26 protein-coding genes and 1 pseudogene are annotated in these 26,735 nt (G+C 67.3%); 13 read left to right on the forward strand and 14 right to left on the reverse strand.

What is annotated here, in order from left to right:
* Nucleotides 1-16: 16 nt before the first annotated feature.
* Together IEY87_RS06690 and IEY87_RS06695 are read right to left on the reverse strand one after the other, a co-directional pair.
* Nucleotides 17-748, reverse strand: a complete 732-nt coding sequence (locus IEY87_RS06690; protein WP_189137602.1) for a GntR family transcriptional regulator — start codon at nt 746-748, stop codon at nt 17-19.
* Between the two features lie 246 nt (nt 749-994).
* The gene (locus IEY87_RS06695; RefSeq protein WP_189137603.1) at nt 995-1,276 is read right to left on the reverse strand and encodes a hypothetical protein; all 282 of its coding nucleotides are present in this window, start codon (nt 1,274-1,276) and stop codon (nt 995-997) included.
* A 350-nt stretch (nt 1,277-1,626) separates the two neighbouring features.
* Here IEY87_RS06695 and IEY87_RS06700 point away from each other — a divergent pair, with 350 nt between their 5' ends.
* The 6 genes from IEY87_RS06700 to IEY87_RS06725 all read left to right on the forward strand — a co-directional run bounded on the left by IEY87_RS06700 (nt 1,627) and on the right by IEY87_RS06725 (nt 6,654).
* The gene (locus tag IEY87_RS06700; protein WP_225277136.1) at nt 1,627-3,060 is read left to right on the forward strand and encodes a helix-turn-helix domain-containing protein; all 1,434 of its coding nucleotides are present in this window, start codon (nt 1,627-1,629) and stop codon (nt 3,058-3,060) included.
* Nucleotides 3,061-3,082: 22 nt separating this feature from the next.
* Nucleotides 3,083-3,775 carry a RibD family protein gene (locus IEY87_RS06705; protein ID WP_189137605.1) on the forward strand — a complete coding sequence of 231 codons (693 nt, stop codon included), beginning with the start codon at nt 3,083-3,085 and terminating at the stop codon, nt 3,773-3,775.
* A complete protein-coding gene (locus IEY87_RS06710; RefSeq protein WP_189137606.1) occupies nt 3,772-4,239 on the forward strand; it encodes a cytidine/deoxycytidylate deaminase family protein in 468 nt (155 codons plus the stop codon). The genes IEY87_RS06705 and IEY87_RS06710 overlap by 4 nt, the downstream gene beginning before the upstream one ends.
* A gap of 295 nt (nt 4,240-4,534) precedes the next feature.
* Nucleotides 4,535-4,972 (forward strand): hypothetical protein, encoded by a 438-nt coding sequence (locus IEY87_RS06715; protein ID WP_189137607.1) that lies wholly within the window; start codon nt 4,535-4,537, stop codon nt 4,970-4,972.
* Nucleotides 4,973-5,605: 633 nt separating this feature from the next.
* Nucleotides 5,606-6,100 carry a hypothetical protein gene (locus IEY87_RS06720; protein WP_189137608.1) on the forward strand — a complete coding sequence of 165 codons (495 nt, stop codon included), beginning with the start codon at nt 5,606-5,608 and terminating at the stop codon, nt 6,098-6,100.
* 395 nt (nt 6,101-6,495) lie between these two features.
* Nucleotides 6,496-6,654 (forward strand): hypothetical protein, encoded by a 159-nt coding sequence (locus IEY87_RS06725; RefSeq protein ID WP_189137609.1) that lies wholly within the window; start codon nt 6,496-6,498, stop codon nt 6,652-6,654.
* Between the two features lie 55 nt (nt 6,655-6,709).
* Here IEY87_RS06725 and IEY87_RS06730 read toward each other — a convergent pair whose 3' ends face one another.
* The 4 genes from IEY87_RS06730 to IEY87_RS06745 all read right to left on the reverse strand — a co-directional run bounded on the left by IEY87_RS06730 (nt 6,710) and on the right by IEY87_RS06745 (nt 9,363).
* The gene (locus IEY87_RS06730; RefSeq protein WP_189137610.1) at nt 6,710-7,153 is read right to left on the reverse strand and encodes a hypothetical protein; all 444 of its coding nucleotides are present in this window, start codon (nt 7,151-7,153) and stop codon (nt 6,710-6,712) included.
* Nucleotides 7,154-7,701: 548 nt separating this feature from the next.
* On the reverse strand, nt 7,702-8,340 hold the full coding sequence (locus IEY87_RS06735; protein WP_189137611.1) for an LGFP repeat-containing protein: 639 nt from the start codon (nt 8,338-8,340) through the stop codon (nt 7,702-7,704).
* 79 nt (nt 8,341-8,419) lie between these two features.
* Nucleotides 8,420-8,839, reverse strand: a complete 420-nt coding sequence (locus tag IEY87_RS06740) for a DUF6294 family protein (protein ID WP_189137612.1) — start codon at nt 8,837-8,839, stop codon at nt 8,420-8,422.
* 362 nt (nt 8,840-9,201) lie between these two features.
* Entirely contained in the window at nt 9,202-9,363 is a 162-nt protein-coding gene (locus tag IEY87_RS06745; protein WP_189137613.1) for a hypothetical protein, read from the reverse strand.
* Between the two features lie 7 nt (nt 9,364-9,370).
* Between IEY87_RS06745 and IEY87_RS06750 the strand changes: the two genes are divergently transcribed.
* Nucleotides 9,371-11,101, forward strand: coding sequence for an ABC transporter substrate-binding protein (locus IEY87_RS06750; RefSeq protein WP_189137614.1), 1,731 nt, complete (start codon nt 9,371-9,373; stop codon nt 11,099-11,101).
* Between the two features lie 591 nt (nt 11,102-11,692).
* Here IEY87_RS06750 and IEY87_RS06755 read toward each other — a convergent pair.
* Both IEY87_RS06755 and IEY87_RS06760 read right to left on the reverse strand, forming a co-directional pair.
* Nucleotides 11,693-12,244 carry an SMI1/KNR4 family protein gene (locus tag IEY87_RS06755; protein ID WP_189137615.1) on the reverse strand — a complete coding sequence of 184 codons (552 nt, stop codon included), beginning with the start codon at nt 12,242-12,244 and terminating at the stop codon, nt 11,693-11,695.
* A gap of 389 nt (nt 12,245-12,633) precedes the next feature.
* Entirely contained in the window at nt 12,634-12,903 is a 270-nt protein-coding gene (locus IEY87_RS06760; RefSeq protein WP_189137616.1) for a hypothetical protein, read from the reverse strand.
* 612 nt (nt 12,904-13,515) lie between these two features.
* Between IEY87_RS06760 and IEY87_RS46610 the strand changes: the two genes are divergently transcribed.
* Nucleotides 13,516-13,650 (forward strand): hypothetical protein, encoded by a 135-nt coding sequence (locus IEY87_RS46610; RefSeq protein WP_263651748.1) that lies wholly within the window; start codon nt 13,516-13,518, stop codon nt 13,648-13,650.
* A 27-nt stretch (nt 13,651-13,677) separates the two neighbouring features.
* On the opposite strand, the gene IEY87_RS06765 is transcribed toward IEY87_RS46610, so the two are convergent.
* A complete protein-coding gene (locus tag IEY87_RS06765; RefSeq protein WP_189137617.1) occupies nt 13,678-14,064 on the reverse strand; it encodes a hypothetical protein in 387 nt (128 codons plus the stop codon).
* Nucleotides 14,065-14,155: 91 nt separating this feature from the next.
* Between IEY87_RS06765 and IEY87_RS46955 the strand changes: the two are divergent.
* Nucleotides 14,156-14,233: pseudogene (locus tag IEY87_RS46955) on the forward strand (SAM-dependent methyltransferase); the annotation flags it as partial.
* A 95-nt stretch (nt 14,234-14,328) separates the two neighbouring features.
* Nucleotides 14,329-14,508 (forward strand): SAM-dependent methyltransferase, encoded by a 180-nt coding sequence (locus IEY87_RS46960; RefSeq protein WP_308426445.1) that lies wholly within the window; start codon nt 14,329-14,331, stop codon nt 14,506-14,508.
* A gap of 56 nt (nt 14,509-14,564) precedes the next feature.
* On the opposite strand, the gene IEY87_RS06775 is transcribed toward IEY87_RS46960, so the two are convergent.
* The 3 genes from IEY87_RS06775 to IEY87_RS06785 all read right to left on the reverse strand — a co-directional run bounded on the left by IEY87_RS06775 (nt 14,565) and on the right by IEY87_RS06785 (nt 16,152).
* Entirely contained in the window at nt 14,565-14,813 is a 249-nt protein-coding gene (locus tag IEY87_RS06775) for an SCO4226 family nickel-binding protein (RefSeq protein ID WP_189137618.1), read from the reverse strand.
* Nucleotides 14,814-15,080: 267 nt separating this feature from the next.
* A complete protein-coding gene (locus IEY87_RS06780) occupies nt 15,081-15,566 on the reverse strand; it encodes a hypothetical protein (protein WP_189137619.1) in 486 nt (161 codons plus the stop codon).
* Nucleotides 15,567-15,888: 322 nt separating this feature from the next.
* Nucleotides 15,889-16,152: a hypothetical protein gene (locus IEY87_RS06785; RefSeq protein WP_189137620.1), complete on the reverse strand. Its 264-nt coding sequence runs from the start codon at nt 16,150-16,152 to the stop codon at nt 15,889-15,891.
* Between the two features lie 537 nt (nt 16,153-16,689).
* On the opposite strand from IEY87_RS06785, the gene IEY87_RS06790 reads away from it, so the two are divergent.
* Entirely contained in the window at nt 16,690-19,908 is a 3,219-nt protein-coding gene (locus IEY87_RS06790; protein WP_189137621.1) for an ATP-binding protein, read from the forward strand.
* Between the two features lie 107 nt (nt 19,909-20,015).
* Nucleotides 20,016-21,236, forward strand: a complete 1,221-nt coding sequence (locus IEY87_RS06795; RefSeq protein ID WP_189137622.1) for an RNA-guided endonuclease InsQ/TnpB family protein — start codon at nt 20,016-20,018, stop codon at nt 21,234-21,236.
* Between the two features lie 92 nt (nt 21,237-21,328).
* Here IEY87_RS06795 and IEY87_RS06800 read toward each other — a convergent pair whose 3' ends face one another.
* A complete protein-coding gene (locus tag IEY87_RS06800) occupies nt 21,329-22,165 on the reverse strand; it encodes an ABC transporter permease (RefSeq protein ID WP_189137623.1) in 837 nt (278 codons plus the stop codon).
* A complete protein-coding gene (locus IEY87_RS06805) occupies nt 22,162-23,187 on the reverse strand; it encodes an ATP-binding cassette domain-containing protein (RefSeq protein ID WP_189137624.1) in 1,026 nt (341 codons plus the stop codon). The genes IEY87_RS06800 and IEY87_RS06805 overlap by 4 nt, the downstream gene beginning before the upstream one ends.
* Before the next feature lie 139 nt (nt 23,188-23,326).
* Here IEY87_RS06805 and IEY87_RS06810 point away from each other — a divergent pair, with 139 nt between their 5' ends.
* Complete coding sequence (locus IEY87_RS06810) at nt 23,327-26,722, forward strand: WD40 repeat domain-containing serine/threonine protein kinase (RefSeq protein WP_189137625.1); 3,396 nt, start codon at nt 23,327-23,329, stop codon at nt 26,720-26,722.
* Nucleotides 26,723-26,735 lie beyond the last annotated feature (13 nt).

Here is a 26,735-nt window from a genome sequence, read left to right on the forward strand (position 1 = left end):
CCAGGCTCAGATGGCTCTATGCGATCGGATAGGCGTCTTCTAGCTCGTGCCGGTCGGCCGGGAGAAGCACCTCCACAACGGCCAATGGGTGCCCTGACGCATCACGCACTGCCCCGAACACGGCCAGGAGCGGCACGTTCTTCGGCATGCCGAGCTGCTTGGCCTCCTGGGCGGTGGGCATGCGCGCGGTGATCTGCTCCACGATGTGATCGAAGCGCACCCCCTTGCGCGACGTCAGATGCTCCCGGACGCCCTCCCGCAACGGCTCACCACTGGTCAGATCGGTGCCCTCCGACAGCTCCAAGGGCAACCACAACGACACCAGCTCAGTCGGCTCACCGTCACCGGCCACCAGCCGCCGACGCAGGAACGCCCTGCCTTTGGGCGGCATCTCCAACAGCGACGCCACCCGGTTGGACGGCGTCACCGCGCCCGCCTCCACCAGCTCGCCGGGAGTATCGGTCTCCGGGTCGGTCAGGTACGCCTGTCCGGGCCGGTTGGACTCCATCGACGCCATCGCGGGACGGCCACGTACAAAACGGCCCTTGCCCTGCTGGGAATCGATCCAGCCCTGCTCACGCAGCACCCGCAGCGCGGCGACCACGGTAGGCCGGGACACACTGAACTCTTTGATGAGTTGGTGTTCACTGGGCAGGAGGGAGCCCGGTGGGTACGTTCCCGCCTCGATACGCCGCTGAAGGGCCTGCACAAGCTGCGCATACTTCGGCGGTACGGACTCAAGCGACATTTTGACCGTCCAACACCCGACAGGTTGTTTTACCAAGTTTGAGCGTAACCTGGATCAGCCCGCTCCGTCCAAGCATTCCGCTGACGTGCGGGAAGAAGGCCCGGCAGGCAGTCGCGGAGGAACGGGGGCGACCCTCCGTGGGCATGGACTCGGCCACCTGCCGGGCGATGAGACGCGACGAGGCTGGGAAGGACCGCCCCGTACCCCTCCGAACGGGGACTGGCGCCACCTCGCCGCGCCGGCCTCTTACTTGGCGGCGCACTCCGCCAAGACGCTTGCCGCCCCCTCCACATCGCCGACCGGATGCCGCCTCTCGGCGCTCTGCCAGGAGAAGTACGCACCGCCGTACCCGACGAACACCCACACCGGAAGCCCCGGCTCAGGTCGGCGCACGATGAGCGCACTGTTGTCCGGCAGCAACTCGGCCTCGACGCCGAGACTCGTGAGTCGCTCGCGCAACTGGGCCAGGGCGCGCCCGTCCCTCTGGTGCCCGAGCCCGTTCGTGGCCGCCAGCATGATCGGATTCATCTCTCGTTCCTTTCGGCCTGGCCTTCGCCGAGGCAGTCGAGACACTTGCGCTCCTCGATCTCTTCCGCCCCCTCTCCGCCAGTGCCGATCAGGAGGGCGCGGCACGAGCCTTTGAGCTTGTAACCGCGTCCCCGGCACGCCGGGCAGGGGCCTGTCTCGCAGTTCTTCTCTGGCCGGGTCACCGTCGCCATCTCCTCGCGAGTCGTTTCCGGTACTCCCTACGGCGGAAGTCCGCTGCACTTACCTTGTTGATTGATGGCAAGTCCACCGGCAATGCAGAATGAGGGGACCTCCTTTCCAGGTCCCCCAGTAACCCCCTTTGGCCACTCCCATTCGAAAGAAGGCCGGATATGCCCAGAACGGGGATGAATGTTCGCCTTCACGAGTGGCGCCAGAAGGCCCGTTTGACACGGGCCGAAATGGCAAAAATGATCAATCTCAGCAAAAGCGGGATCAAATACAAGCTGACCTGCGACGAGGAACGCCTACGCCGCTGGGAAGCGGGCGAGGTCGCATGGCCGCGAGAGCCGTACCGGCTGGCGTTGACCGAGGTCACCCACCTTGACCCGGAGGACCTGGGGTTCGCCCCCGTCAAGCGAGGTCCCGCCAAGGCGGAAAACGAGCAATTGCCACATAGCTCATCTTTGGCGAATATTGGCACTAACCTCGCAGCGCTACGGGACAAAGGAGACTTCGAGCGGCAGTTGTCAGCACCTGCGGACGAGGGGACACTTGTCGTGCCGGGCCGCGCTCCCGATGGGAGGATCATCTTCTTGTCTGTATCCCGCCGCACGTTCCTTCAGGGCCTGGGCGTCGGCCTCGCAGGAATCATGCCGTCAGAGAACACGTCGCTTCCCGTTTCACCAGCGCGACGACTCGCCACGGCCACGGGTGATCTCAGCCCCGTCGAGCACTTGCAGCAGGTACGCAAAGTCCTGATCGACAATGACAATCTGCTCGGCCCCCTGAACACGATCCCCGCCGTCCAGCAGCAGATCACCGCCATACATCAACTCCGCCAGGCGGCGCGAGGCACCGACCGGCACCGGTTGCTCAGACTGCAAGCCGAATACTGCGAGTTCTGCGGATGGCTCTACCACGACGCGGGCGACTTCCAGGCAGCCCAGTACTGGGCAGACCGCGCGCTGGAACTGTCGCACGCCATCGCCGATCGAGACATGACCACGTTCATCCTGGCGCGCAAGAGTCAACTCGCCGGCGACATGGGAGACGCGGTCACCGCCATCGACCTGGCCGAGGCCGCAAGCACCCTCGCCCGCCCAGGCAGCAAACTCGAAGCGCTCGCCCCCACCTACGGCGGATACGGGCATGCCCTGCGTAACGACGGCGATGCCGCCAGGCGCGAACTCGACCGCGCCCATGAACTTCTCCTCAACGTCTCCGACGACCCCCACTCTCCATGGGGCGTATGGCTGGACGAGCCTTACCTGGAGGCCCAGCGCGCGCGGAGCAACGCCGAACTCGGCAGGTTTAGCGAAGCCGTCGAAGGCTTCCGGTACGCGACAGCCGCCGTCCCGCCGTCCTTCCGCCGTGATCTCGGCGTCTACCTGTCACGGGAATCGATCGCCCACGCGGGAGCGGGAGAGCCCGAGCAAGCCGCCAACGTCGCCATGTCCGCGCTGTGCATCGCCGAGGAAACCGGATCCGCCCGCATCATCAACGAGCTCCTCAAGCTGGACCAGCAGCTCCAGCCCTGGCGCAGCGCACCCCTCGTTGCCGACCTGCACACCGCGTTGAGAGGTACGGTGTTGCGGCAAGCATGATCACGGTTCCCTGGAAGGTCTCATGCGACGCCCCTACGTCCTGCTGAGCTGCGCGATGTCCGTGGACGGCTACATCGACGACACCACCCCGGAACGGCTCCTGCTCTCCAACGCCCCCGACTTCGACCGCGTCGACCAGGTCAGAGCCGACAGCGACGCCATCCTCATCGGCGCCACCACGATGCGCCGCGACAACCCCCGACTCCTGGTCAACTCCGAAACCCGGCGAGCCCAGCGAGCTGCCCAAGGCCTGCCCCCGTACCCGCTCAAGGTCACCGTCACCAACAGCGGAGACCTCGACCCGGACCTGAAGTTCTGGCACCACGGCGGCGAAAAGATCGTCTACTGCCCCGACCCGGTCGTCCCCAAGCTCCGCGAGTCACTGCGCGACCTGGCCACCATCGTCGGCCTCGGCCCCACCACGGACCTCGCACGGATGCTGGACGATCTCGGCCAGCGCGGCATCCAACGCCTCATGGTCGAAGGCGGCGGCACCATCCACACCCAGTTCCTCACCCAGGGACTCGCCGACGAGATCCACCTCGCCATCGCACCCATCTTCGTCGGCGACGCAGGCGCCCCCCGCTTCGTCAACCCCGGCGACTTCCCCGGAGGCACCGGCCACCGCATGACACTCGCCGAAGCCCGCACCGTGGACGACGTCGTACTGCTGCGCTACCTCCCCAAACAGGCATCGGGTAGTACCACCTCATGACCACCACTCCAGACGACCACCGATGGCTGCTCACCGCGATCGATCTGTCCCGCCTCTGCCCACCCTCGCAGACGGCCTTCTCCGTCGGCGCGGTGATCGTGGACGAGTACGGCAACGAACTCAGCCGCGGCTACTCCCGCGAAACCGACGACCACGTCCACGCCGAAGAGTCCGCCCTGGCCAAACTCCCCACCGGCGACCCCCGCCTAGCAAAGGCCACCCTCTACAGCACCCTGGAACCCTGCAACAAACGACGCTCACGCCCGAAGACCTGCACCCAACTCATCCTCCAAGCAGGCATCCCCCGCGTCGTGATCGCCTGGACAGAACCTCCCACCTTCGTCACCGACGCCAACGGCACAGAAGCCCTCACGGCCCACGGCGTCACAGTGATCACGCTCCCCGAACTCGCCGAAGCAGCCCGATCAGTGAACGCCCACTTGATCGATCAGGGACTGGCCTGAGAGATCCTGCCAACCGTCGCGACGTGTCGTCGAAGCAGTATTGCGTGCCTGGAAATCTTGCCGAGTTGTTCTTGTAGGGATCAAGCGGCGGCGCGGCGCGCCGCCGTACCGGCCCGCTGGCGCCCGCCGCCCGGGCATGCGGCCTGGGGGCCGGTCCCGGACGGCGGCGCCTCGGGCCGGCCCGCGTCAGATCTCGCCGCAACCAATCAGACCCGCCGACCCTGGCGCCACGCCACCGCAGCGCACCCGGCCTACCGTCTGGACACGACAGTTCTGAACAACAGACGATGGCAGGATGCGCAGCCGGTTGACGATCCTCGCGGAAGTAGCCACCGTCGCAGCTCTCATGGTCGCCGTGATGACCTTCCTAAAATGGGACGAGAAAGCCCCATGGGGCGAAGGGAACGCTCCCTCAAACCCCGAGCAAGCGCAACTCACGGTCGCCGTTCCAACCCTTGTGGAACGGATGCAGATATTCGGCTCCGACCAGGACTTCGGGCGACTACTGCTCTGGGGGATCGGCCTGTACATCCTTCTCGGGGCCTTGGCACTGATCGTCTCAGGTGACTACGGCGGAGCAGCCCGAGCCGGACTCTGGCTTTTGTTGGCGCTCGCGGCCACAGCTGCTTGGCTCTGGCTGTTCTGGGGCTCGCTCAACGTACTCGGAATCATCTTGTTGGGAATCGGCCTCGTCATCGTCGGTATCGCGTGCCTCACGTACTTGGATATCTAGAAGCACGCCTCCGGCGGGGGTCTCCGGCTCCGGGATAATCGCCGAGCCAGGGGACAGGGCCGTAGGTGGTTGAGGTGGAAGTCTGATCATCCCGTCCGCCATCGACCCGGGACAAGCCGAGCGGGCCTGGGCCATGGGGTCAAGATCGTTCGTCCAGTGGGGCGCTCCATCTTGACCCCATGGCCCAGGCCCGCTTCCCCTTCGGGCGGGACGACGGCGGACGGGATGATCAGACAGGGGAGGAGCGTGTTGGCCGCACGTAGCAAGATCCGGACTATGCGCGGAATGATCTGCGGCTCCAAGGGCGAGACTGAGGGCGTACAGCGAGGTTGAGGCCGCATCGAGGCCAGGATCATCGGTCCCCTGTAAAACCGTCGGCACTGTTCCGGGGAGCCCGAGGTGACTCGTGCGCGACCTGCGTGGCGAACGCGTCCGAAAGCCTTCGGACGTCGTTTGGGGACCTACGGATTATGAGTCTGTAGGCTGGCGGACTCGTCCTAGTTGCAGTTCTAGTTGCAATCCAGCTACGTGCAGCCCCGTTCCAGGTGGAACTGATCTGGACGGGTGAGATCAGAGCTGCTAATGCGGTTTGGCTAGCATCCGTGCTTGCTGAACAGACCCAAGGGGGACAGCGTGGTGATCGTGCAGCGGATCCTTATCCGTTGGACCAATCAAGCGCGCGGCGCCGCAGAGGCCACGCATCGACGCGAGATTCCCTCGGCGTTCGAGCTGCCGCCAATGCCTGACGCGCCACTCGTCGTCCACGATCTCCTCACCGAGGAACGGTTCGAATACGCGCCAACCGCTGTCGTCGGCAGCCACACCCTTCCAGCGCAGCTCAATGGGCTGCGGTTCAAGTTGTTCGGAGCAGCGGTTCAAGTGGTTCGGACCCTAGTGCATGCCGCGTACCCCACCAATCGTTTCCCCGGCCAGGTGTTCTTGCTTCAGCCAGGGGAGCATGCCCGTTACCAGGCCAACTTCCGTTTCAGCGGTTACAGCACCGAGTGGTACTACGAGCAATGGACTGTCAACATCGCCCACAAGCCGTGGCGACGCGACGTGTTCCTGACAGAGGAGATTGACCACGAGAAGGACGAGCGCGTGTCTTTGTACGGTGGGCATCGCTGACCTACACGCGATATAGGTCATCTCTGGGCGGTCCAGGGGACGGGCCCGCGCACAGCACCAGATCGTGAGCTTGATCGCCGGGCCATTAGCGGGCCACTAAGGGTGGTCAACAGGGGTCAGTCGCGGTCACTCGCGGTCCGCCCCTGGCCCAGGTTGACGGCGTATCCCATCGAGATCAGACCGATTTGCAAGCAGGAAGTCAGGAGTTCGAATCTCCTAGGCTCCACCACCATTTGCACCCACCGTTGCCCGTCTGAGGGGTGGGCCGTTTGCTGCCTGCCCCGCTCTCATAAGGCGTGGGCGTCGCCGATCTGGCCGAGTAGAGGGCCGCGACTCCAGACCCCGCTTCCAACGACGGGCCGCCTCTACTCCTGACGGGAACATCAGGTGATCGGGTGGGCGTGCTGTTCGGTGGCGTAGACCTGCTGCTCGCCTTGAAGTTCCCACAAAATGGGCCCTGCACGATCCACTACCCGAGGGTTCAAGATGACTTTTCGTCGATCAAAACCACGCAACGCGACCGGCTCAATTCGCGGGTCCTTGTGAGCCTGTAGGGCCTGTACGGAGTTGAGATCAGAGGGATTCGCCTGCTCTGTGGTCCGCTCTGGCTCAGGAGCGGCCGCCTCCGCTCACTTGGACGAGGTCGTTGCCGCCGACGATGAATCGCACCTTGACGTCCGAGGAGTGGGTCGTGCCTTCGATCGCGCCGGCGACTCCGCGCACCTCCAGCGGCCCGGTGCCGCCGTCGATGACGATGTCGGCGCCGAACACCTTGATGAAGATGCCCGTGTCCTCCGGCACGTCGAGGACCAGGTCGATGCGGCTCCTCTGGAGGAAATAGCGTAGGGCGGACGACGAGGTGATGCGCAGGACATCGCCCTCGACGGTAGCCTGCGCGCCCAGCGTGGCAACATCACCGAGTGCCGTGACGTTCACCGTGCCGGTATCGATGGCGTTAATCCTGATGTTGCCGCCCACGATACGAATTTCGACCCGCTTGATCTGGCCGGGCTGGGTCGAGCGGAATACTTCCACCGTGCCGTCAGGCGACATCGTGGTCTCCTCGTGGGTCCCGGGATGCGTGCTCTGGATGGTCCCATGGTGAACCACATCAGCGCACGTGTCCTGATCCGAACCCCGAACAAGCTCTGGAGCCGAACGGGCACAGGTCATGCACGGGGTGATCAAGCTGGCGATGCCGGCGGAACAAAGCGTCTACCCAGGTCAGGATGGGCAGCCAGGCAGCTCCACCAGAGCTCTTTTGATGTGGTGCTCTTTTGGCGGAGTACAGCGACGGCGACGTGCATCAGCACGCATCACCAGCCACCACCTACCGTTTGACCAGGCAAAAGAGCGCCCGGCCTCGTGACTGGCTCCCGTTTGCTAGCAGGAAGTCAGGAGTTCGAATCTCCTAGGCTCCATACGTGTAAGCCCAGGTCAGAGAGTCGCTCTCTGCCTGGGCTTTGTCATGCTACGACAGCTTGAGGGCCGTACAGCAGACATTATGCTGTAACAGGCAGTCTCGGTTGGTGAGTGGTGAGGTGACTGCCCAGGGTTGGGCAGTCACCTGCGCCGTGATGCCGACGCCGGGTGGAGGGAGTTCACAAGCGCCCTGGTAGCGACCATCCGCTGCAGTCGGATCCCAGCTGGAAGAGTCCACTGTCATCGCAGCCCCGGACCGAGAAATAGTGGAGAGGGGCGTTGCTGCCCACGTGTTCTGGTCCTGGTCCACTCATCGGTCTGCTGAAGCCGCCGTTCCATGGGTCGCGGCGCTTCACTTTGTACTTCTTGACCTCGTCGTTGTTGAATGAGTAGCGGACCTCGAAGTAGTCCCAGTCTCGTCCGGTCGGCCCCCACTGGAAGACGGCCTTGTCGCCAGATCTGAACGCTCGAATCATCATTTTCGGCCCCAGAGCCGGAGACCAGCCGATCTGGCCATTATGGAAATCCTGCCTGCGGGCCTTGTTGGTGGTAAAGCCATACTCGGCGCGTGTGGGGCAGCCGAAAAGGCTGTTCTCGCCGCCCAAGGCCCGCCACTTCTCGCCGATCAGCCCGAAGGGCTGGAACGCGGGAATGCACGCGGCGGATGTCGTGGTGGCCGTTGTGGTGCTGCCGGCGTGGGCGGGAAGCACCAGCAGCATGGTTGCGGAAAGCGCGAGAGTAGCCGTCATCGAAAAGTAGAGCCGACGGTTCATGATGTACCCCTGCTCCTGAAGTCCGCAGCCGGTGCGGGCTTTCATGACTTGGTGATGGACGTGGCCTGCAGGGAGACACAGGCCACATGTGCAGCGCAGCCGAGCAGGCACCGGGCCGGTCGGATCAGCAGTGCTTCTTCAGCGACATGCCCTTGATCAGGTCGAACAGGTAGGGGTCGAACTGACCCTTGGCGGTCCACCGGTATGAGCGCCGGCTGTGCAGGTTCTTGACGAACTTGGTGCTGGTGCTCCCGTACACCTGAAGGTCGTCGAGCAGGCGGCCGCGACTGTCCTTCAACTGCGCCCACATCAGCCAGGCATCGTCGTCGTCGAGGCTGGAGACCGTGGCATCCAGGCGCGCCGTGCCGTTGGAATACAGCGTCCAGGTCGCGCCGGGCTCGATCGTGCAATATCCCGCCGACTGGTAACCCCGCCAGATGAACGTCTTCTGCTCCAGGGTGGCCGCGCCGGCCGTCGCGGTCGGGAGTGCCAGGCCAAGAGCTAGGGCGGCCATGGCGACCGTTGCGATCCTGCGGATCCTCATCGGGGAACCTTCCTTTCGATGGAGCTCTCGTTTGGTTATCAGGTCGAATTCGGGCGCTGAAACCACGACCGCTGTCACCGCCGTTACGGCGACTGTCAGGAGGCGCCTAGCCTGAGCGATCATCGTCCAACCTCTCGAAAAGAAAAGGGCCGCCGAGCCGCCTGGAAAGATGAGCTGCCAGGTGCGGGAGTGCCTGCCATCACCACGTTCGCTTCCCGGGAGGGTGTCCGGCGATATGACCGGACGAAGTTGAATCAATGACTGTGAATCCGCAGGTAGCGCTCGTTACTCTGAGTTGTGGGGAGAGTGTCCGGCGTCGCCGGACACCTGCAAAATGGGCGGGATTTGATCTGGCAAGGCGGTCAGATGGGGTTGGAATCGGATTTACGACCGGCGTTCGCCCGGCGACTGCGGGCGTTGAAGGATGCCGCAGAGGTGTCGGTCCGTGAGTTGGAGGTCGCCAGCGGCTGTACGCCGCGGCGCCGCGCGGGACAGGCGCCATTGCGGTTGAAGCGCAGCACCATCGACGGGATGATCAGCAATACTCGGCCGGTGTGCCCGCACCAAGAGCATTTCGAGGTGTTCGTCGACACCTGTTTGCTCCGCGTCGAACAATCTGGCCGGTCGCTGCCCGGCGAGCTCGGAGATCGTCAGGCTTGGGATGCGGCCTACCGGGCCTTGCTGGTGGGGATGGCCGGGGCGCGCAGCACGAGCCGTTTGGCGGCCGAGGCGGTCGAACGGCTGCGCGCGGCGAACCAGCCTCCGGCCGACGACCGCGACGACCGCGACGACCGCGATGACCGCGATGACCGCGATGACCGCGATGACAGTGATGGAGTCGGCGCGGTCACCCCGTACCGGGGACTGGAGGCATTCGGCCCCGCGACCGCGGCGGGATCCGGGCCGGTACGGCCGTCAGGGGCACAGATCCGGAGCCCCGCGAGCCCTCCGTTCGAGGTGCCCGCCCGGCCCGGTTGGCGGCGGAAGGGCGGCCTAGTTAAGGGGTTCGGCGTGCTCGTGCTGACCGGTGTGGCCGTCGCCGCCTGGGTCCTGTCGCCGCTGTCCCAGAGCGGGATGGGGGGCGCGCAACCGACGATCGCCCCGGCGGTCGTGGGCGGTGACGGGGTGCTGCGGCTGGGGGCGTTGGTGCCCAAGAGCGGCGGCCTGCAGTTCTTCAACCGTCCGATGGCCGCGGGTGTCCGTCTCGCCGTCGCCGACATCAACGCGGCCGGTGGGGTGTTCGGCCGGAAGGTGATCGGGTCCGAGGTCGATGCGGGCGACTCCGACGACCGCGGCAGTCAGGCTCTGACCCAGCTGGTCTCGGAAAGGGCCGATGTCATTATCGGTCCGGTCACCTCGTCGATGTCGCTGACGATGCTCGGCCAGATCAAGAACGCCGGCGTCGTGCAGATCTCCCCCACCGCGACCTCCGACCAGCTCACCGACGCCGACGATGATGGGCTGTTCTTCCGCATGGCGGGACCGGACGCCATCCAGGGCGATGTCCTGGGAGAGCTCATCCGGGCCGACGGCGGCCGGCGGGTGGGCATCCTCGCGCTGGCCGACCCCTACGGCACGGGGCTGAGCAGGCACATCCGCAGATCGCTGGAGCGTCGTGGCGCCGACCACATCCAGGTCGAGACCTACGACACCACCGACGCGAGCTACACCACAGAAGTGGAGAAGATCAGCGCATCGGGCCCGGACGCGATCGTGGTCGTCGGCTTCACTGAGACCGCGGACATCGCTCGTGAGCTGGTGCGGCAGGGACTGGGCGTACACGAGCACAAGTGGTACTTCACGGACGGCTACCTGTCCTCCGGCGAGAGCACCAGCAGCGGCCTTCCCCGCGGCACCCTCACCGGGGCCAAGGCGACCCAGGCGGGAGCAGAGGTGGCCACCGCCTTCCAGCAGCGGTTGCTCGCGGTCGGCTCCGCGCCGACGGACTTCACCTACGCGCCGGAGGCGTACGACGCGACGATCGTCGCCGCGCTGGCCGCCGTCGCCGCCGGCCGCGACGATCCGAAGATCATCGCCGCCACCGTGGCCGACGTGAGCAGGATCGGCGAGCGGTGCACCGACTTCAGGACCTGCGCCCTGCTGCTGGCTTCCGGCAAGGACATCGACTACGACGGGGCCAGCGGCCCGATCGACTTCACCGACAAGGGCGACCCAGCGAAGGCATCGTTCGGGGTGTTCCAGTACAAGGCCGACAACACCTCCATCACCCTTACCCACAAGCTCGGCGAACTGCCGACCTGAAGGCCGCCCTTCACCCGTTGGTGCACCTCGACACGGGCCGGTTCGGTCGGGTGGTGGTGTACAGCAGCACGTACAGCAACGCAGGCTCACGCAGGCACACGTCACCGTTCCGGATCCACTGTCTATGCAGGGTGAGAAGTCTTCTGTGGCGGGACCGGCTCCCGTTTGCAAGCAGGAAGTCAGGAGTTCGAATCTCCTAGGCTCCACCAGGTAAAACACCTCGCCACTGATCATGTGACGGGGTGTTCGTGCCATTGTTCTTGTAGGTATCAAGCGGCGGCGCGGCGCGCCGCCGTACCGCCGGCCCTCCGCCCGCCCGCCGTCCGGGCGTGCGGCCTGGGGGTCGGTCCCGGACGGTGGCGGGACACCGGGCCGGCCGCCGCACGCCTGCCGCGCCGTACCAACCGAACGCTCCGTCCGGGGTTGCCGCACCGCCGCACAGATGCAGCCCTACGATCGCCACGGCATGGCTGGCCGACGTACGTACATGGGGGCGATCGAAGGTCCAGGGCTTCGTTCCTCGGCCCTGGCCCCACCGGATTGCGTGGCGCTGGCAGTCAACAGTGACCCGTAAGACACAGGGCGGCCGAATTACTCCGGCTCTGACAATCGCTGCCGAGCTATCTCCCAAGGCCTTGGTTCCTGCACCTCATCGCGTTCGGCGGCATCTTCTTCGTACCAGCCCGTCCCCGAGAGCCAGGTCTCCAACCAGTTGGTCAGGCTCTCGGCGTCGACGTACCACGCGGTGTGCCAGTCAGCGCTAATGCCGTTCGGCTCGAAGAGCAACACGGTGCCCTCAGGACTGTGACAGTCCACCGCGGCGTACATGCCGCATCCCCAATCCAGGATCGGCAGAACCTCTGCCGGCCAGGATGCCTCACCGGACCGCCGCGTCGCACGTTCCTCGCGATAGTCGCTTACTGCGGTACGCCCATCGCCTGTGAGTGGCAAGAGTTGGTAGTCGGGGCCGAAACCGCCGTTGGCCACCTGACCGTAGAGCCGAGCCAGCACTGGAGGCAGCCCGAAGCCCAGGATGCGCTCCGCATCTTCAACTTCCTCCGCTGTCGCGGTGGGAGACAGCCGTTCCGTGGTCGCTTCTGCCTTCACGAGCACACGCCGTAGAAGGTCATCGATCTCAGCCATGGAGATGATCCTGCCAGGCCTATCTGATCATGGTTACTGTCCTGGGCTGACGGCTTGGGAGAAGGATGGAGTCCAGGCCGGTGGGGGAGCAGAGCAGCCTTGGGCTAGCTAGGCAACATCGCCCGAAGGTAGACACCTTTCGTGGCACGTCATCCGTTGATCGTCGTGCCATTAGCGTGCCATTAAGGGCGGTCAGCAGCGGTCAATCACAGTCACTTGTGGACTGCCCTCGACGCACGTCGTGGCCGTTACCCTCGAAGATCAGACCGATTTGCAAGCAGGAAGTCAGGAGTTCGAATCTCCTAGGCTCCACCGCACGTCGAAGGCCACCTCCCATGATCGGAAGTGGCCTTTTCGATCTTGTACAGCTGCAAAGTACAGCTACAGCATCAACTGTTCTCCACACGCTCGCCTTGCTCCTGCGGAATCGGGAAGCCGTAGCGTTGTGAAATCTCCTTGAGGGCCTCGACGCAGGCTGACTGCACCGGCTCGTAGTCCGCGTCTGCGTATCTGATCTTCACGCTCGCGTACGGCTTGTTCGGACATGGACCTCGCCCCGAAGTCATCTCGTGCCAGCTACAGAGGCCCTTGCGTCCCTTTGTGTCTGGGTTGTGATTCTTGGCCTCGAAGGGCTTCACCCAAATAACGACGTCTGCCATGGCTGCTGACCTTACGAGCCCTTCAGCAACGGAGGGGCTGATATCCGTTGATCGACAACGAAGGCCGCAGCACGCCGACTCGCCATAGCCGAAGCAAGAGACAGTCGACGCCCGCTGACGCCCCATCGCATCACGCACACGCCCCCGGCCATACGCGGAATCACCGAATACTTAGGGCGCGACTGGCCCGTCCGCCACCGAGTGGCACGGTTGCGCTCCATCTCAGTGGTGTCCCGTCGAGTGGTGGATCAACGATCTCGTCGGGCGTCGCCTACCTGAGCAAACAGGACTGATCAGGGCAGAAACTACACCGCTTTGCAGGACGTCACCCCCCATCTCTCTCGCCAGCGCTAATATCACACGCACCGCACATTCTGCGAGGGACTATCCGGACCTTGCAAGGGAGCCCAAGGTGTCGCTGCTGGCCTGGTTTCCGATTTGAGATTGCAGAAGACAGGAGGCCGGCAAAGGTGGCGAATTGTGTTCGGTGCGGAAGTAGGCGCGGTGAGTGCGCGAGGGCGCAATATCGCTTCGCGCAGGCACATGCAGCCGAGCCGCAACCACCGAGGGGGGCAGGGCGCATCCGTTCCTCTTCGCGGCTAGCCTCGCAAGGTGGACGACGCTGATCCTGCGATCCAGCTGTGGGGCGGCGCCGAGCTCGCTGTCGGAGCCGGCTTTGCCATTCTGTTGATCCTCTTACCCACCATCGTCTGGCTCGCCAGGGTGGTGCTGCGCCGTCGCAGATAGCGCCTCCGGTGGGCGCTCCGGGGATGATCAGGCGGGAGCGCGTGGCTCGGGCGGGAATTCGCTGCTCAGCAAGCCATGGAAGATTGAGACCGGACTGTATTTTGATCGTTCCTCTACACCAAGACACAGGCGGGACGCGATGACGTGGCCCGAGAAGTCATCGCCGCTCACGGTGAATGTCACGCCCGACGCTCTACTGTTCTCACCGACAGCGACCACGAGCCCGTTCATCCTGGTCGGAAGGTTGATCAGGTGGACGGACTGGAAGAGCAGTTCGACATGGGGCGTGTCTGGCTCGAACTCCGACCGCACGACGAGGCCACTATGCGTGGGCACGTAGCTCCAGAGACGGAAGCGGCGGTTCGGGAAGGCAAGAGGAAGCGTCAGTTCGTCGGGGTACCACTTTTTGCTCACGGCAGGAGCCCAACACGGCCGGACCCGCATAGCAAGAGATCTGCATGATCGTCGCGAGTAAGAAGAGTGACGGTTGAGGCTGGTTGCTCGGATGTTGCGTCGCCTAGATTTCGTGAACGCTCGGGTGTACGACTACTGGCTCGGTGGCAAGGACAACTTCGAGGCCGACCGGAAGGTGGCCGAGGCGGCCATCGCCGCGACGGCGGGTGTGGTGATGGGGGGGCGCGGGAGAACCGCGCGTTCCTCCGCCGGGCGGTCAGCCACATCGCCCAGCAGGGCGTCACGCAGTTCCTGGACATCGGCACCGGGATCCCCACCGCGGGCAACACCCATGAGGTGGCCCAGGGGGTCAACCCGGCGGCGCATGTCGTCTATGTCGACAATGACCCGATCCTGCCTGGAGCGGTCCCAGGCGCCTATGCCGGTGTCGGCAGGAAGATCTGACCAAGAGCGTCGGAAGCAGCTCAAGCGGGTCTACGGGGTCGTAGGTCCGCGGCTGGTCAGACGGTCAGCGCTACCCTGTGGATCTCGTCGGCCGGGTGCCCCGCCCGCTGGTGGATGCGCTGTACGGCATCCGCGTCCGGCGCCTCCGACAGGCAGTAGACCACGCCCTCGTCGGGGTCCGCCCACGCGTGCTGGAAGGTCACCCCCTCCTCGCTCTGGATCTCGAGGTCGGCGGTGTGCGCCTGCTTGAGCTGCTCGTCGGTGATGCCCGTCATGCCGTGATGCACGTCCATGAACTTCGCCATGGCTTCCTCCTCAGAGGCGTGACCTGCGGATCCATCCCAGCCTAGGCGTCCCTTGGCGGCCCGATCCCCAAGACTCCGCCAAGAAGGCCGGGACGCTCGCCTGATCTCCTGCTGGTCGTTCGGCATATCGAGACGGCATTAGGTCTGCGATAGCTGGATGCGGGGATAAGCCGGCCCGCGCGGTCAAGGCGGAGGGCGGCCGGCACTCTCGCCGACGGTCGTCGGCGAGGGTGCGTGACGAGCTGAGTGACAACGATCCCCGACGGCTCAGTTGAAGGGGTTGTCGTAGGTCACGGATTTGGTGCGGCTGTTGTAAGTGTTGCCCGGATAGAACCAGCCGCCCGTCACGTACAAAGTGACATTCGTGAGGGTGGTGGAGTGGGTGTATTCACCGTCGTAGAGGAACAGGGCCACTTGGCACCCGGCGGGCGCGGTCGTCGAGCCCGTCTGGGAGGGATAGACGACGGTGCTGCCGTTGACCAGGGCGTAGAAGTTCGGCATGGGGTAGGCCCCGTTGCCCCAGCACAGCCGGAGCGCGTACCTGAATTTCGTGTTCCCGTCGTCGAACGCCAGCGTGCCGGTCAGCTGGGCGAGCATGAGGGACGGGCCCGCGTTCGAGGTCACTGTGATGGACACGGTCTGATCTGGGCCGTAGGTGGCGTGCGCGGGAGTGACGGGCACCAGGATCGCCGCGAGCGTTGCGAGGACGATGGCGACAGAGCCGACCGCCCGACGTACTTTGGCACGTGTCAATTCCAACCTCATTTCTCATGATGTCGGCGGAGCACGCCCGGAGGTTATTGTCGGTCCTTTCAGTCGTCCATAGAGACGATGGAGAGCCGCTGATTCGGCTCGGCGTTAACTTGTGCCATGGCAGCTCGTGAGGACGGGTCAGGCGTGCCACCAGGTCGGGGATCAGTCCTGCGGAGCCGTAATCTCGGCGGGACGGATGAAAGTTTCATGCCGTTCGGGGGTGAGGAGTGGCTCGGGGAACACCGGGGCCGGGGCGTCGGGATCGAGCTGGGCGAAGAACGAGAGGGTACGCAGGAGCAGCCGCCCGCCGGGCTTGAGCAGGTCAGGTGGCTTCGCACAGCCTCTTGAGCTCGGCGAAGTCCGCGTTGATGTCCGCGATCACCTGTTCGGGATCGCTGCTGACCATGCCGGACAAGCGGAAGCTCAGCTCCTGGAATTCGGCGGTCAGCCGTCTGATCATCGCCCCCACCGCTCCTTGCGCGTCGAGGCTCGCGCCCATCAGATCGCGGTACGTCTGCTGAGCCGCCGCTGCCTGGCTGCTGCGGGTGCCCCCGGCGTTCCGGCGGTATCCGGCCAGCGCCGTCATCGTTTCGTCACAGCCGAGGGGCCGGACCGCCGCCACCAGCGGCGGGGAGGTTTCCCGGGCCCTTCGCGTGCGGCTCGGCTCAGTCTCAGGCTCGGTCTCAGGCTCAGGCTCAGGCTCTGGCTGCTCCGGAGTGCTGGAATCGGGCGACGGAGTCGGGGTCGGCGGTTCGGGCCGGGGTGTGACCCGATCCGGTGACGGTGACTGTCTGGCCGGAGCGACCGTGTCGGGCTGAGCCGGTGGCGGCGGGGCCAGGTAAGCGATCACCGCGACCACGGCGGCAATCGCAGCCGCCACAGCGCTCACCGCCGCCGCCCAGTTCAGGCGGGAGCCTGCCCCTCCGCCTGTCGCCGGCGGCCGCGCTGATCGGTTCTCCGTCATCCTCCCATCGTGGCCGAGCCGCCGAGCCCGGTCCAGAACGGCTGATCTTCTTACCCCAAAGGGCATACGAGCGGCACCCCTGACGGTGTGATCCGCGATCTCCCCGTGACGAAGGATCCGCCTGCCACGAGCGGGCGCACTCGTTCGTAAGCTGAGGGTGTGTCCCCCGGACTGGTCCTTCTCGACGACGTCCGCTGGCAGGGTGCGCGCGTGGTCGGCGATCGCGCGCACACGCTGCTGGCCGTGCTCGCCATGCACGGGCGCGCCGGGGTCGGTGTCGAGCGGCTGGTCGAGGCGCTGTGGCCTGAGGAGACGCCGGCCAACCCGACGAAGGCGCTGCAGGTGGTCATCTCCCGCACCAGGGCAGCGACTTGCGCCGACCTCGTGGTGCGGACGCCGGGCGGCTACCGGCTCGGGCTGCCGGCCGGTCAGGTGGACGCGCTGCTGCTCGGCGAGCTGGTGGAGCAGGCACGGGCCGCGCTGAGCGAGGACGACGTGGTGCTCGCCCGCCGCCGCGCCGAAGAGGCGATGGGTCTGGTGGCCGGTGGCTCGGACGGCGCCACGGGCCCGCTCGCCGAGCTGAGAGACCTCGCCGCCGGGTGGGTGGCCGAGGCGCGCCGGGTGGCGGCGATCGCGCGAAGCCGCGGCGGCGCGCACGAGAGCGCGCTGCCGCTGCTGGAGGACGCCGCCGCCGAGCGGCCGCACGACGAGGACCTGCTCGTCTGCCTGCTGCGCAGCGAGGCCGCCGTACGAGGCGCCGCCGCCGCTCTGCAGCGTTACGAGCGCTACCGCGCGGGCCTGGTCGCGCGGCTCGGCACCGACCCGGGGCCTGAGCTGGCCCGGGTGTACGCCGAGCTCCTCGTCGCCGATCGGCCGGTGCGCGCCGGCATCCTGTTCGACGGTTCCTCGCTGCTCGGCCGCGACGGCGACATCCGGGCGGTGCACGCCCTGCTGCAGACCAACCGGGTGGTCTCCATCATCGGCCCCGGCGGGCTGGGCAAGACGCGGCTGGCCCATGTCGTCGGCAGGAACGCCACCCAGCCCATCGCGCACTTCGTCGAGCTCGTCGGCGTCTCCTCGCCGGAGGGCGTGGTGGGCGAGGTGGGCTCGGCGCTCGGGGTCCGGGACTCGGTCAGCGGGCGGCGGGTCCTGACCGCCGAGCAGCGCTCCGACGTTCGCGCCCGGATCGCCCGGCATCTCGACCTCGCTCCGGCGTTGCTGATATTGGACAACTGCGAGCACGTGATCGAGGCCGTCGCCGACCTGGTGGCGTTCCTGACCGTGACGACCCGCGACCTGCGGGTGCTCATCACCTCGCGCGCCCCCTTGTCGATCCCCGCCGAGCGCGTCTACCTGCTCGGCGAGCTGCCCACGGGCGACGCGGTGGAGTTGTTCCGCCAGCGGGCCACGGCCGCCCGTCCGGGGGTGCGGATCGACGAGGGAGCGGTCGAGGAGGTCGTCGCCCGCCTCGACGGGTTGCCGCTCGCGATCGAGCTGGCCGCGGCCAAGGTGCGGGTGATGGCGGTGGAGGAGATCGCGCGGCGGCTGGCGGACCGGTTCGCCCTGCTGCGCGGCGGCAATCGTACGGCTCCCGACCGGCATCAGACGCTGCTCGCGGTCATCGACTGGTCGTGGAATCTGCTGGACGAGCCGGAACGGCAGGCGTTGCGGTGGTTGTCGCTGTTCGGCGACGGGTTCACGCTGGCCGCGGCCGAGCACGTACTCGGCCCGGACGCCCTGCACGTGGTGGACGCGCTGACCGAGCACTCGATGCTCAGCGTCCGCGAGACGAGGTACGGCCTGCGCTACCGGATGCTGGAGACCGTCAGGGAGTTCGGGCGGATGCGGCTGAAGGAGGCAGGCGAGGAGGCGCCCGCCCGGGCGGCGCAGCGGGACTGGGCGACGGCCTACGCCTCCGAGCATGCTTTCCGGCTGTTCAGCCCGGCGCAGTTCGCGGCGGCCGACGCGTTGAACGCCGAGGAGAGCAACCTCGCCGAGCTGCTGCGGCAGGCTCTCGGCGAGTCCGACCGGGCCACGGCGATGCAGTTGCTGTCCGGAGTCGGCTCGCTGTGGTCGATCCGTGGCGACCACTCCCGGGTGTTCGTGCACCGGGACGCGATCACCCGGCTGGTCAACGGCTGGGTGCCGCCGCCGCACCTCGTCGAGGCGACCAGGAGCGCGCTGATGATCATGCTCACCAACATCATGATCATCACCGACCGCCGCGACGATCCGCTGCGCGATCTCCTCCGCGCGCTGCCCACCGGCGACACGACGAATCCTCGCCTGTCGGCGATGGCCACGGTGCTGCTCGCGTGCGACGGCGGCGACGGCGCCGACGTGCGCCGCCGGCTTACGGAGTTGTCCCGGAGCGCCGACCGTGACGTGGCCGTGGCGGCGATGCAGATGAACGTGCACGTCCTGGAGAACACGGGAGAGATGGGCGCGGCGGTCGAAGCGGCCGAGCGCGTTCTGACCATGCTCCACGAGGACGAGGGGCCGTGGGCCGCCACGATCATGCATGCCGAGCTGGCCCAGCTGATCAGGCGGCTCGGCGATCACCGGCGGGCGGTCCGACACGCCCGGATCGCCATCCCGGTGCTGAGCCGGCTCGGCGCCACCGACGACGAGACCCAGCTCCGCGCGCTGCTGCTGGTCTCCGCGCTCGCCGACGGCGACCTCGACACCGCGACGGCCGAGCTCGCCGAGCTCACCCGGATCCACGACAACGAGGCGGTGTTCGGCGGGGTGGCGCTCGTCTCGTTGTGCGCGGCCGAGCTGGCCCTCGCCCGTGGCGAGACGGCCGCCGCGCTCGCGGAATACCGCCTGGCCGTCCAGCGGGCGTACGACCTGCGCATGCCCGGGGCGCCGAGCGGGGATCCCACGCCGTGGGGGATCATCACGGGATCGGTCACTTTGACGGCGTACGCGTACCACGCCCCTCCGGAAGAGGTCCGGTACGGCGAGGAGCTGTTCTCCATCATCCGGGGCTACGACCTGCTGACCGAGGACAACCCCATCCTCGACTACCCGGTGTGCGGCTCGATGATCTTCTCGCTCGGCGCCTGGGGGCTGCTGCGGGAAGCCATGGCCCCCCGCGACGCGATCAGGCTGCTGGTGCTGGCCGAGCGGTTCGCGTACAACAACAGCATGCCCTGCATGGCCTTCGAGCGGATCGAGCCGTACGCGGAGCGGGCCGCGCCCGGGACGATCGCGGCCGTACGGGCCGAGTACGGCGATCGACGCGGCGCCGACCTGCTCGACGAGGCGCGCGGTCTCGTGGAGCAGGTCTCCGGCAGGTCACTGTTTCCCGCCGAGGATGCTCCGGCCTTCAGGCCGGGGGAGGAATCGGACTCCTGCGGAGCAGAGCAGAGGTAGCCGGATCGCCGCCAGAGCGATCCGGCGTCCACCATCTCGCGGGTGTGGGACACCACAAAGATCGGTAGGGCTCAAAACTGTCAGTCCTGCCAGGTAGGTTCGGCTGCATGACGACAGAAGCGGCTACGGAGGACGTCGGGCATGCCCGGTACACCTTCCGGGTGCGTCTGTCGTCTGCGGCCCGGCGTCTGCTTGAGGCCGAGTGGGACCGGTGCCGGTGGATCTGGAATGAGTCGGTCGCCAAGTCCATGCAGGTGTACCGGTACAACAAGGCGACCGGTGAGAAGCGCACGTGTGGCCCGGCGCAGCTGGACAAGATGCTGACCGAGGCCCGCGAGCGCACGCCGTGGCTCGCGGCAGGCTCCAGCGTTGCGCAGCAGCAGGTGATACGCGACTTCGGGAAGTCCCGCGCCAAAGCCCTCAAGGACATCAAGGACCGGTTGCCGATGCGGCAGCGGGCCGGGATGCCGCGCTGGAAGACCAAGCGTGAGGCTGCGGCGAGTTTGAACTACACCAAGCGCGGGTTTCGCCTCAAGGACGGCGCTCTGCATCTGGCGGGCGGGATCGTGGTGCGCCCGGTGTGGTCGCGGGAACTGCCCGCCGCTCCTTCCTCGGTGCGGGTGTACCGCGATGCGGTGGGGCACTGGCAGGCGTCCTTCGTCGTCGTGGTGCAGGCCGAGCCCCTGCCCGAGACCGGCCGGGCGATCGGTGTCGACTGGGGCGTCCAACAGACGGCCACGACCACCAGCGATGCCCACGATCTTCCCCAGGCCGGGCACGGGCGCACGGCCGCGCAGCGGCTGGCCCGCTATCAGCGGATGATGGCTCGCCGCAAGCCGGCAAAGGGGCAGGCGGGATCGAAGGGCTACCGCCAGGCGAAGCGGCAGGCCGCGAAGCTGCACCGGAAGGTGGCGGCCCAGCGGCAGGACACCGGACGGAAGTGGGCCAAGGCCGTTGCCCGCGACCACGACCGGATCGCGGTGGAAGATTTCCGGCCGAAGTTCCTGGCCAAGTCGAACATGGCGCGCAAGGCCGCGGACGCGGCCATCTCGGCGACCAAGCGCGCCCTGATCGAGATGGGCCGCAAGCACGGGCGGGAGGTCCGCCTCGTGCACCCCGCGCACACCACCATGGACTGCGCGCGGTGCGGAGCGAGAACCAAGCACGCACTACCTCTCTCCGAACGAACCTATGCCTGCACCGCGTGCGGCGCTGTCTCCCCCAGGGACAAGAACAGCGCCCGCGTGATGCTGGTCCGGGCAGGTTGGAACCCGGCAGGTGTCGAGGGCGTAAGACCTGCGGGAGCGCCGCTCCCGGAGGCCGCCTGAGTCTGAAATCCCCACACGCCCGAAGGTGCCGCGAAAGCGGCGTCCGGCCGCAAGGCCGGGCGGGAATCCCCCGCCTTCAAGCGGGGGAGCCTTCAAATGTGCCGCTTGTAGCTGCGTACCGACAGCGGCGCGAAGATCGCGATGACGACCAGGCACGCCACGAGCGTCCAGGCCGCCTCGCCGCTGACGACGGCGTTGTTGGCGAGGTCGCGGGCGGCCGTGACCAGGTGTGAGACCGGGTTGATCCGGACGAACGCGGCCAGCCAGTCGGGCAGGGTCTCGACGGGGACGAACGCGTTCGACAGGAACGTCAACGGGAACATGATCATCATGGAGATGCCCTGGACGGCCTGGGCGCTCCTGGCGATCGTGCCGACCCAGGTGAAGACCCACGCCAGCGACCAGCCCGTGATGATCGCCAGGAGGATCGCGGCGAGCACGCCGCCCACCCCGCCGCCCGGCCGGTAGCCCATCACCACCCCCATGCCGAAGGTCAGCGTGGCCGCGGTCGTGTAGCGCAGCAGGTCGGCCACCATGGGGCCGGCGAGCGGCGCGATCCGGGAGATCGGCAGCGACTTGAACCGGTCGAAGACGCCCTTCTCCAGGTCCTCGCGCAGCTGCGTCCCCGTGGCCATGCACGTCGTCAGCACGGTCTGGGCGAGGATGCCGGGGATCATCAGGGGAAGGTAGCTCTGTACGTCGCCCGCGATGGCGCCGCCGAAGATGAAGGCGAACATCGCGGTGAACAGGATGGGCTGCAGCGCCACGTCGAAGAACTGCTCCGGGTTGCGGCGCATCTTCTTGACCGCCCGCCAGGCCATCGCCAGGGTCTGGCTGAGTGTCTCGGCCAGGGAGACGCGCCGCCGGGCGGCCGCCACGCGTTCGGCGGCGCGGACCGTCTCGCGGGTGGGTGCGATCATGGTGCTCATCGGTTCTCCTCCGTGCCGTTCTGGTCGTCATGGTCCGTCTCGTGGCCGGTGAGGGCGAGGAACACCTCGTCCAGGCTGGGCTTGGCCACGCTCACCGAGGAGATCGACACCCCGGCGGTGCGCAGCGCGATCAGTACGTCCGCGGCCAGGTCGGCCTGGTCGAGGGCGACGTTGAGGCGGCCCCGCTCCGGGCTGAGGACCGGCTCGGAGCCGAGGACGCGCCGTACGATCTCCACGGCGACGGGCACCTCGTCCGGCTCGGCGAGCAGCAACTGGAGGGCGGAATTGCCGACCGCGGTCTTCAACTCGTCGGGGGTGCCCTCGGCGACCTTGCGGCCGTGGTCGATGACGGCGACGCGATCGGCGAGCTGATCGGCCTCGTCCAGATACTGTGTGGTCAGCAGCACGGTGCAGCCGTCGGCGACCAGACCGCGGATGGTGTCCCACATCTGGCCGCGCGTGCGCGGGTCGAGGCCGGTGGTCGGCTCGTCGAGGAAGATCAGCGGCGGCCTGGTGATCAGGCTGGCCGCCAGGTCGAGGCGCCGGCGCATGCCGCCGGAGAACTGCGCGATCGGTCGGTCGGCGGCCTCCTCCAGGCCGAACTGGCCCAGCAGTTCGGCGGCGATCCGCCGGGCGCGCGGTGCGGCGATGCCCTGCAGGCGGCCGAAGAGCCAGAGGTTCTCGCTGGCGGTCAGGTTCTCGTCGACCGACGCGTACTGCCCGGTGACGCCGACGAGCTGGCGGATCATGTGCGGGTTGCCGGCCACGTCGACCCCGAAGATCTCGGCGCGGCCCGCGTCGATCTTCAGCAGGGTGGCCAGCATTCTCAGCGTGGTGGTCTTGCCGGCGCCGTTCGGGCCGAGGACGCCGAAGATCTCACCGGGGTGTACGTCCAGGTCGATCCCGTCGACGGCCCGATGCCCGCCGAACGCCTTCACCAGCCCTTCCGCGTGTACGGCCAGACCGGTGCTCCGGTCGGGGGGCGGGTCGCTCGCGATACGTCCGAGTTCTGTGATGCTCATGGCTTCACTCTCGGCGACGCCGGTTTCACGGCGCCCTCACCCGGTTTCACCGATTGCCGAGAGCGGCGGCCACTGATGCGAACTTTGTTCAGGTCGGGCGCATCGAATCACGCGTAGTCGTAGACATATGGGGTGAAGAATGGCGACGGCGCTGCTCGACGGTGATCCGCAGCGGTTGGGGCCGTACTGGCTGGCCGGGCGGCTGGGGGCAGGTGGCCAGGGCGTGGTCTACGAGGCCTATACGGAGGACGGCTGCCGTGTCGCGGTCAAGGTCCTGCACGGCGACCAGGCCGCCGCGTTGGGCAGAGAGGCGACAGCTGCACAGCGGGTGGCCGCGTTCTGCACCGCGAGCGTGCTCGACGCCCAGTTGGAGGGGCCCCGCCCGTACATCGTCAGCGAGTACGTCGAAGGGCCGAGTCTGCGTCAGGTCGTCGCCGGGGGCCGCCGGTTCGCGGGCGGTGACCTGCACCGCCTGGCCACCGCCATCGCCACCGCCCTGACCGCCGTCCATGAGGCGGGCGTGATCCACCGCGATCTGAAGCCGGACAACGTGCTGCTCGGCCCGGACGGCCCGCGAGTGATCGACTTCGGCATCTCCCGAACGGTGGACATGTCGCTCACGGAGACCGGCCTGGTCACGGGCACGCCCACGTACATGGCCCCGGAGGTGTTCACCGGACACCGCGCGGGAGCGCCGGCGGACGTGTTCGCCTGGGGCGGCATCGTGATGTTCGCCGCCACCGGCGCCGATCCGTTCCAGGCCGAGAGCCTGGGCGGGGTCATGCATCGTGTGTTGTCCGCCAACCCAGACCTCAGCGTGCTGCCGCAGTCGCTGCATCCGCTGGTGGCCGCCGCTCTGGCCAAGGATCCGCTCGACCGTCCGACCTCCCGCGAGCTGCTGCTCACTCTGGTCAGCGGCGGCGGGCGGCTGGACATCGCCCGGCTACTCGCTGAGGGCGGCCGCGAGGCCACCCGGATCGCCGTGCCGGCCGACGATCCCGCGTTGGGCGCGCTGGCGGAGAAGGCGTACGCGATGCTCAGGCCCGCCGAGCGTGAGCTGGTGGCCGAGGTGTTCCTGCGGCTGGTCACCGTGGACGAGCGCGGGGATCTGATCGTACGACGGGCGGCCCAGGCCGAGCTTCTCCAAGGAAGAGCACAGCACGAGGCGGCGGCGATCAACCGGATCCTGGAGGTGTTCACGTACCTCCTGGCCAGGAGCGGCGAGGAGATCTGGCTGGCCCGGCCGGCCCTGCCGCAGGCCTGGCCCAGATACAGGCACTGGATCGACACCAACCGCGACGGGCTGGTCGTGCACCGGGAAATCCTCACGGCGGCGGGGCGGTGGGACAGAGCCGGTCGGCGGGACAGCGACCTGTTCCGCGGCAGCAGCCTGGACAATGCCCTGCGGTGGGCGGCGAACTCGCGGCGGAACATCACGCTGACCTCGGTGGAGCGAGGTTTTCTCCAAGCGAGCGCGGACCTGGTCAGGCGCGGCGCCAAGCGTGCCCGGCTGGTCTCGCTCAGCCTCGGCGGGTTGCTGGTGATCTCGCTGGTAGCCGGAGGGCTGGCCGTGCAGCAGGGTCTGATCGCCGATCGGCGCGCCGAAGAGATCACCGCGTCGCTCGGCACGTCGGAGGCGACTCGGCTGGCCGGGCTCGCGCAACAGATACGCCGCACGGATCCGATGCTGGCGATGCGGCTGAGCGTGGCGGCGTGGAGCCTGGACCGCACGTCGCTCACGAGGGAAGGGCTGATGACGGCACTCGCCCAGCGCGAGTCGGCGATGTTCACGGATCGGGCGAGCGCCGGCGACACGGTCCGGGCGCTCGGCGCCGACGGGCGCACCCTGACCAGCGTCGGCCGGGACTCCGCCCAGGTGTGGGACGTCCGCACGGGGAAGCGGATCGGTGGGATCACCCGGCTGGACCTCGCCGGGGATCAGGTGCCCGCCGTGGCCTTGGCGCCGTCGGGTCGCATGTTCGTGGTCCTGACCGACAAGCGGCTCCGAGCCTGGGACCTGTCCAGCGGACAGACGATCGGAACCTGGACCTTCGGCCGCCCGCTCGATCTCGTCAACGGCTGGGCGGACATCACTCATGTGGACGACCGGACGGTGACGATCCGTGAGCCCGGCAAGAACCAGCGGTGGAATCCGCGGACCGGTGAGCGTACTCGGCTCCCCGCCGGCGTGGACGGCTCGTGGCTGGTGACACCGCGGGCGAAGACGGTGCGCCTGACCGACCTCAAGGACAGGTCCGTTGTGGACATCGGTCTCAAGGACGGCGCCGGCACGCAAGGGACCTGGAACGGCGGCGGGGTGACGGTCAGCGGCGACCGGAAGCTGCTCGCCTCGATCACCGGCGAGGAGGTTCAGTTCTGGCGGATGGCCGATGCCCAGCTGCTCACCACGGTGCCACTGCTGGGCAATGCGGACACCGGCGGCGAGGAACCCCAGGGCGCCTTCGACGGCCGGACGTTCCGCTACCTTATCGAGGATCGGGTCTTCTCCATCGATGTCAGCGATCTCGCCGTCACACCGACGGGCTCCCCGACCAATTTCGGCAAGCTGAGCCCGGGCGGACAGGTCCTGGCCTCCCAGACCGGTGATGTGACCCGGCTGCGCAACGTGCGCGACGGCAAGGCGGTGGGCGTGCTGCCCACCATGCAGAACGCTTTCTTCAGTAAGGACGGCAGGTTGCTGGCCGCGGTCGACCAGGGCAAAGTGAAGATCGTGGACGTCGCCTCGCGGGCTGTGCTGGGCGAGGTCGTTCCTGGTGAGGGAGGTCTGGAGCCCACCGTTGTGAGCTTCGGTCCTGACGGCACCCGCCTCGCGCTCGTCCTACGCAGCCCGGACGACGGGCGCGGCGTGCTCCAGCACGCCGCCCAGGTATGGGATTGGCGGGCCGGGCGAAAGCTCTGGAGCGCGGCGCTCCCGGAGACGAACGACGTGGCCTTCTCCCCCGACGGCACCAAGCTGGCTGTCGCCGGTGCCGACCAGCGTCTGCTCGACGCGGCAACCGGCCAGTCGGTGACCGCGCCCTTCAGCGCCACCGGCAGAGACACCATCGGCACCCGGATCTTCTTCCTCCACAACGGCGAGGGCGTGGTGGTCCTGGACTCCCGAGGCCGCCTGACCCTGTGGGACACGACCGGTAAGCGCCTTGGGCCGGGCATCCGTGAGAAATCCGGCGATCTGTCGATCGCCGCCTACTCCCCGCGTGGGGACATCATCGCGATCGGCGCGGGCGACGGCAGGGTACGGCTGCTCGATCCGACCACGGGAACGAGCCTCGGCACGCTGCCCGACTCCGGAGGAGGGCAGGACCCTGACACGGGACAACTCCAGTCGATCGCCTTCACGGCCGACGGGACGGGCGTCGTCACCCTCGGCCTGAACGGCGTGGCGCGCACGCACATCGTCGAACCCGCCGGTGTCATCAGGGCGATCTGCCGGCGTGCGGGAGGTTCCCTCACCACCGCTGAGTGGAGTGCCTACATCCCTGCCCTTCCCTACCGTGAGAGCTGCCCCACGTGAGGTCGGCGAGGCG

The organism is Nonomuraea glycinis (assembly GCF_014646515.1).
Lineage (GTDB): Bacteria > Actinomycetota > Actinomycetes > Streptosporangiales > Streptosporangiaceae > Nonomuraea > Nonomuraea glycinis.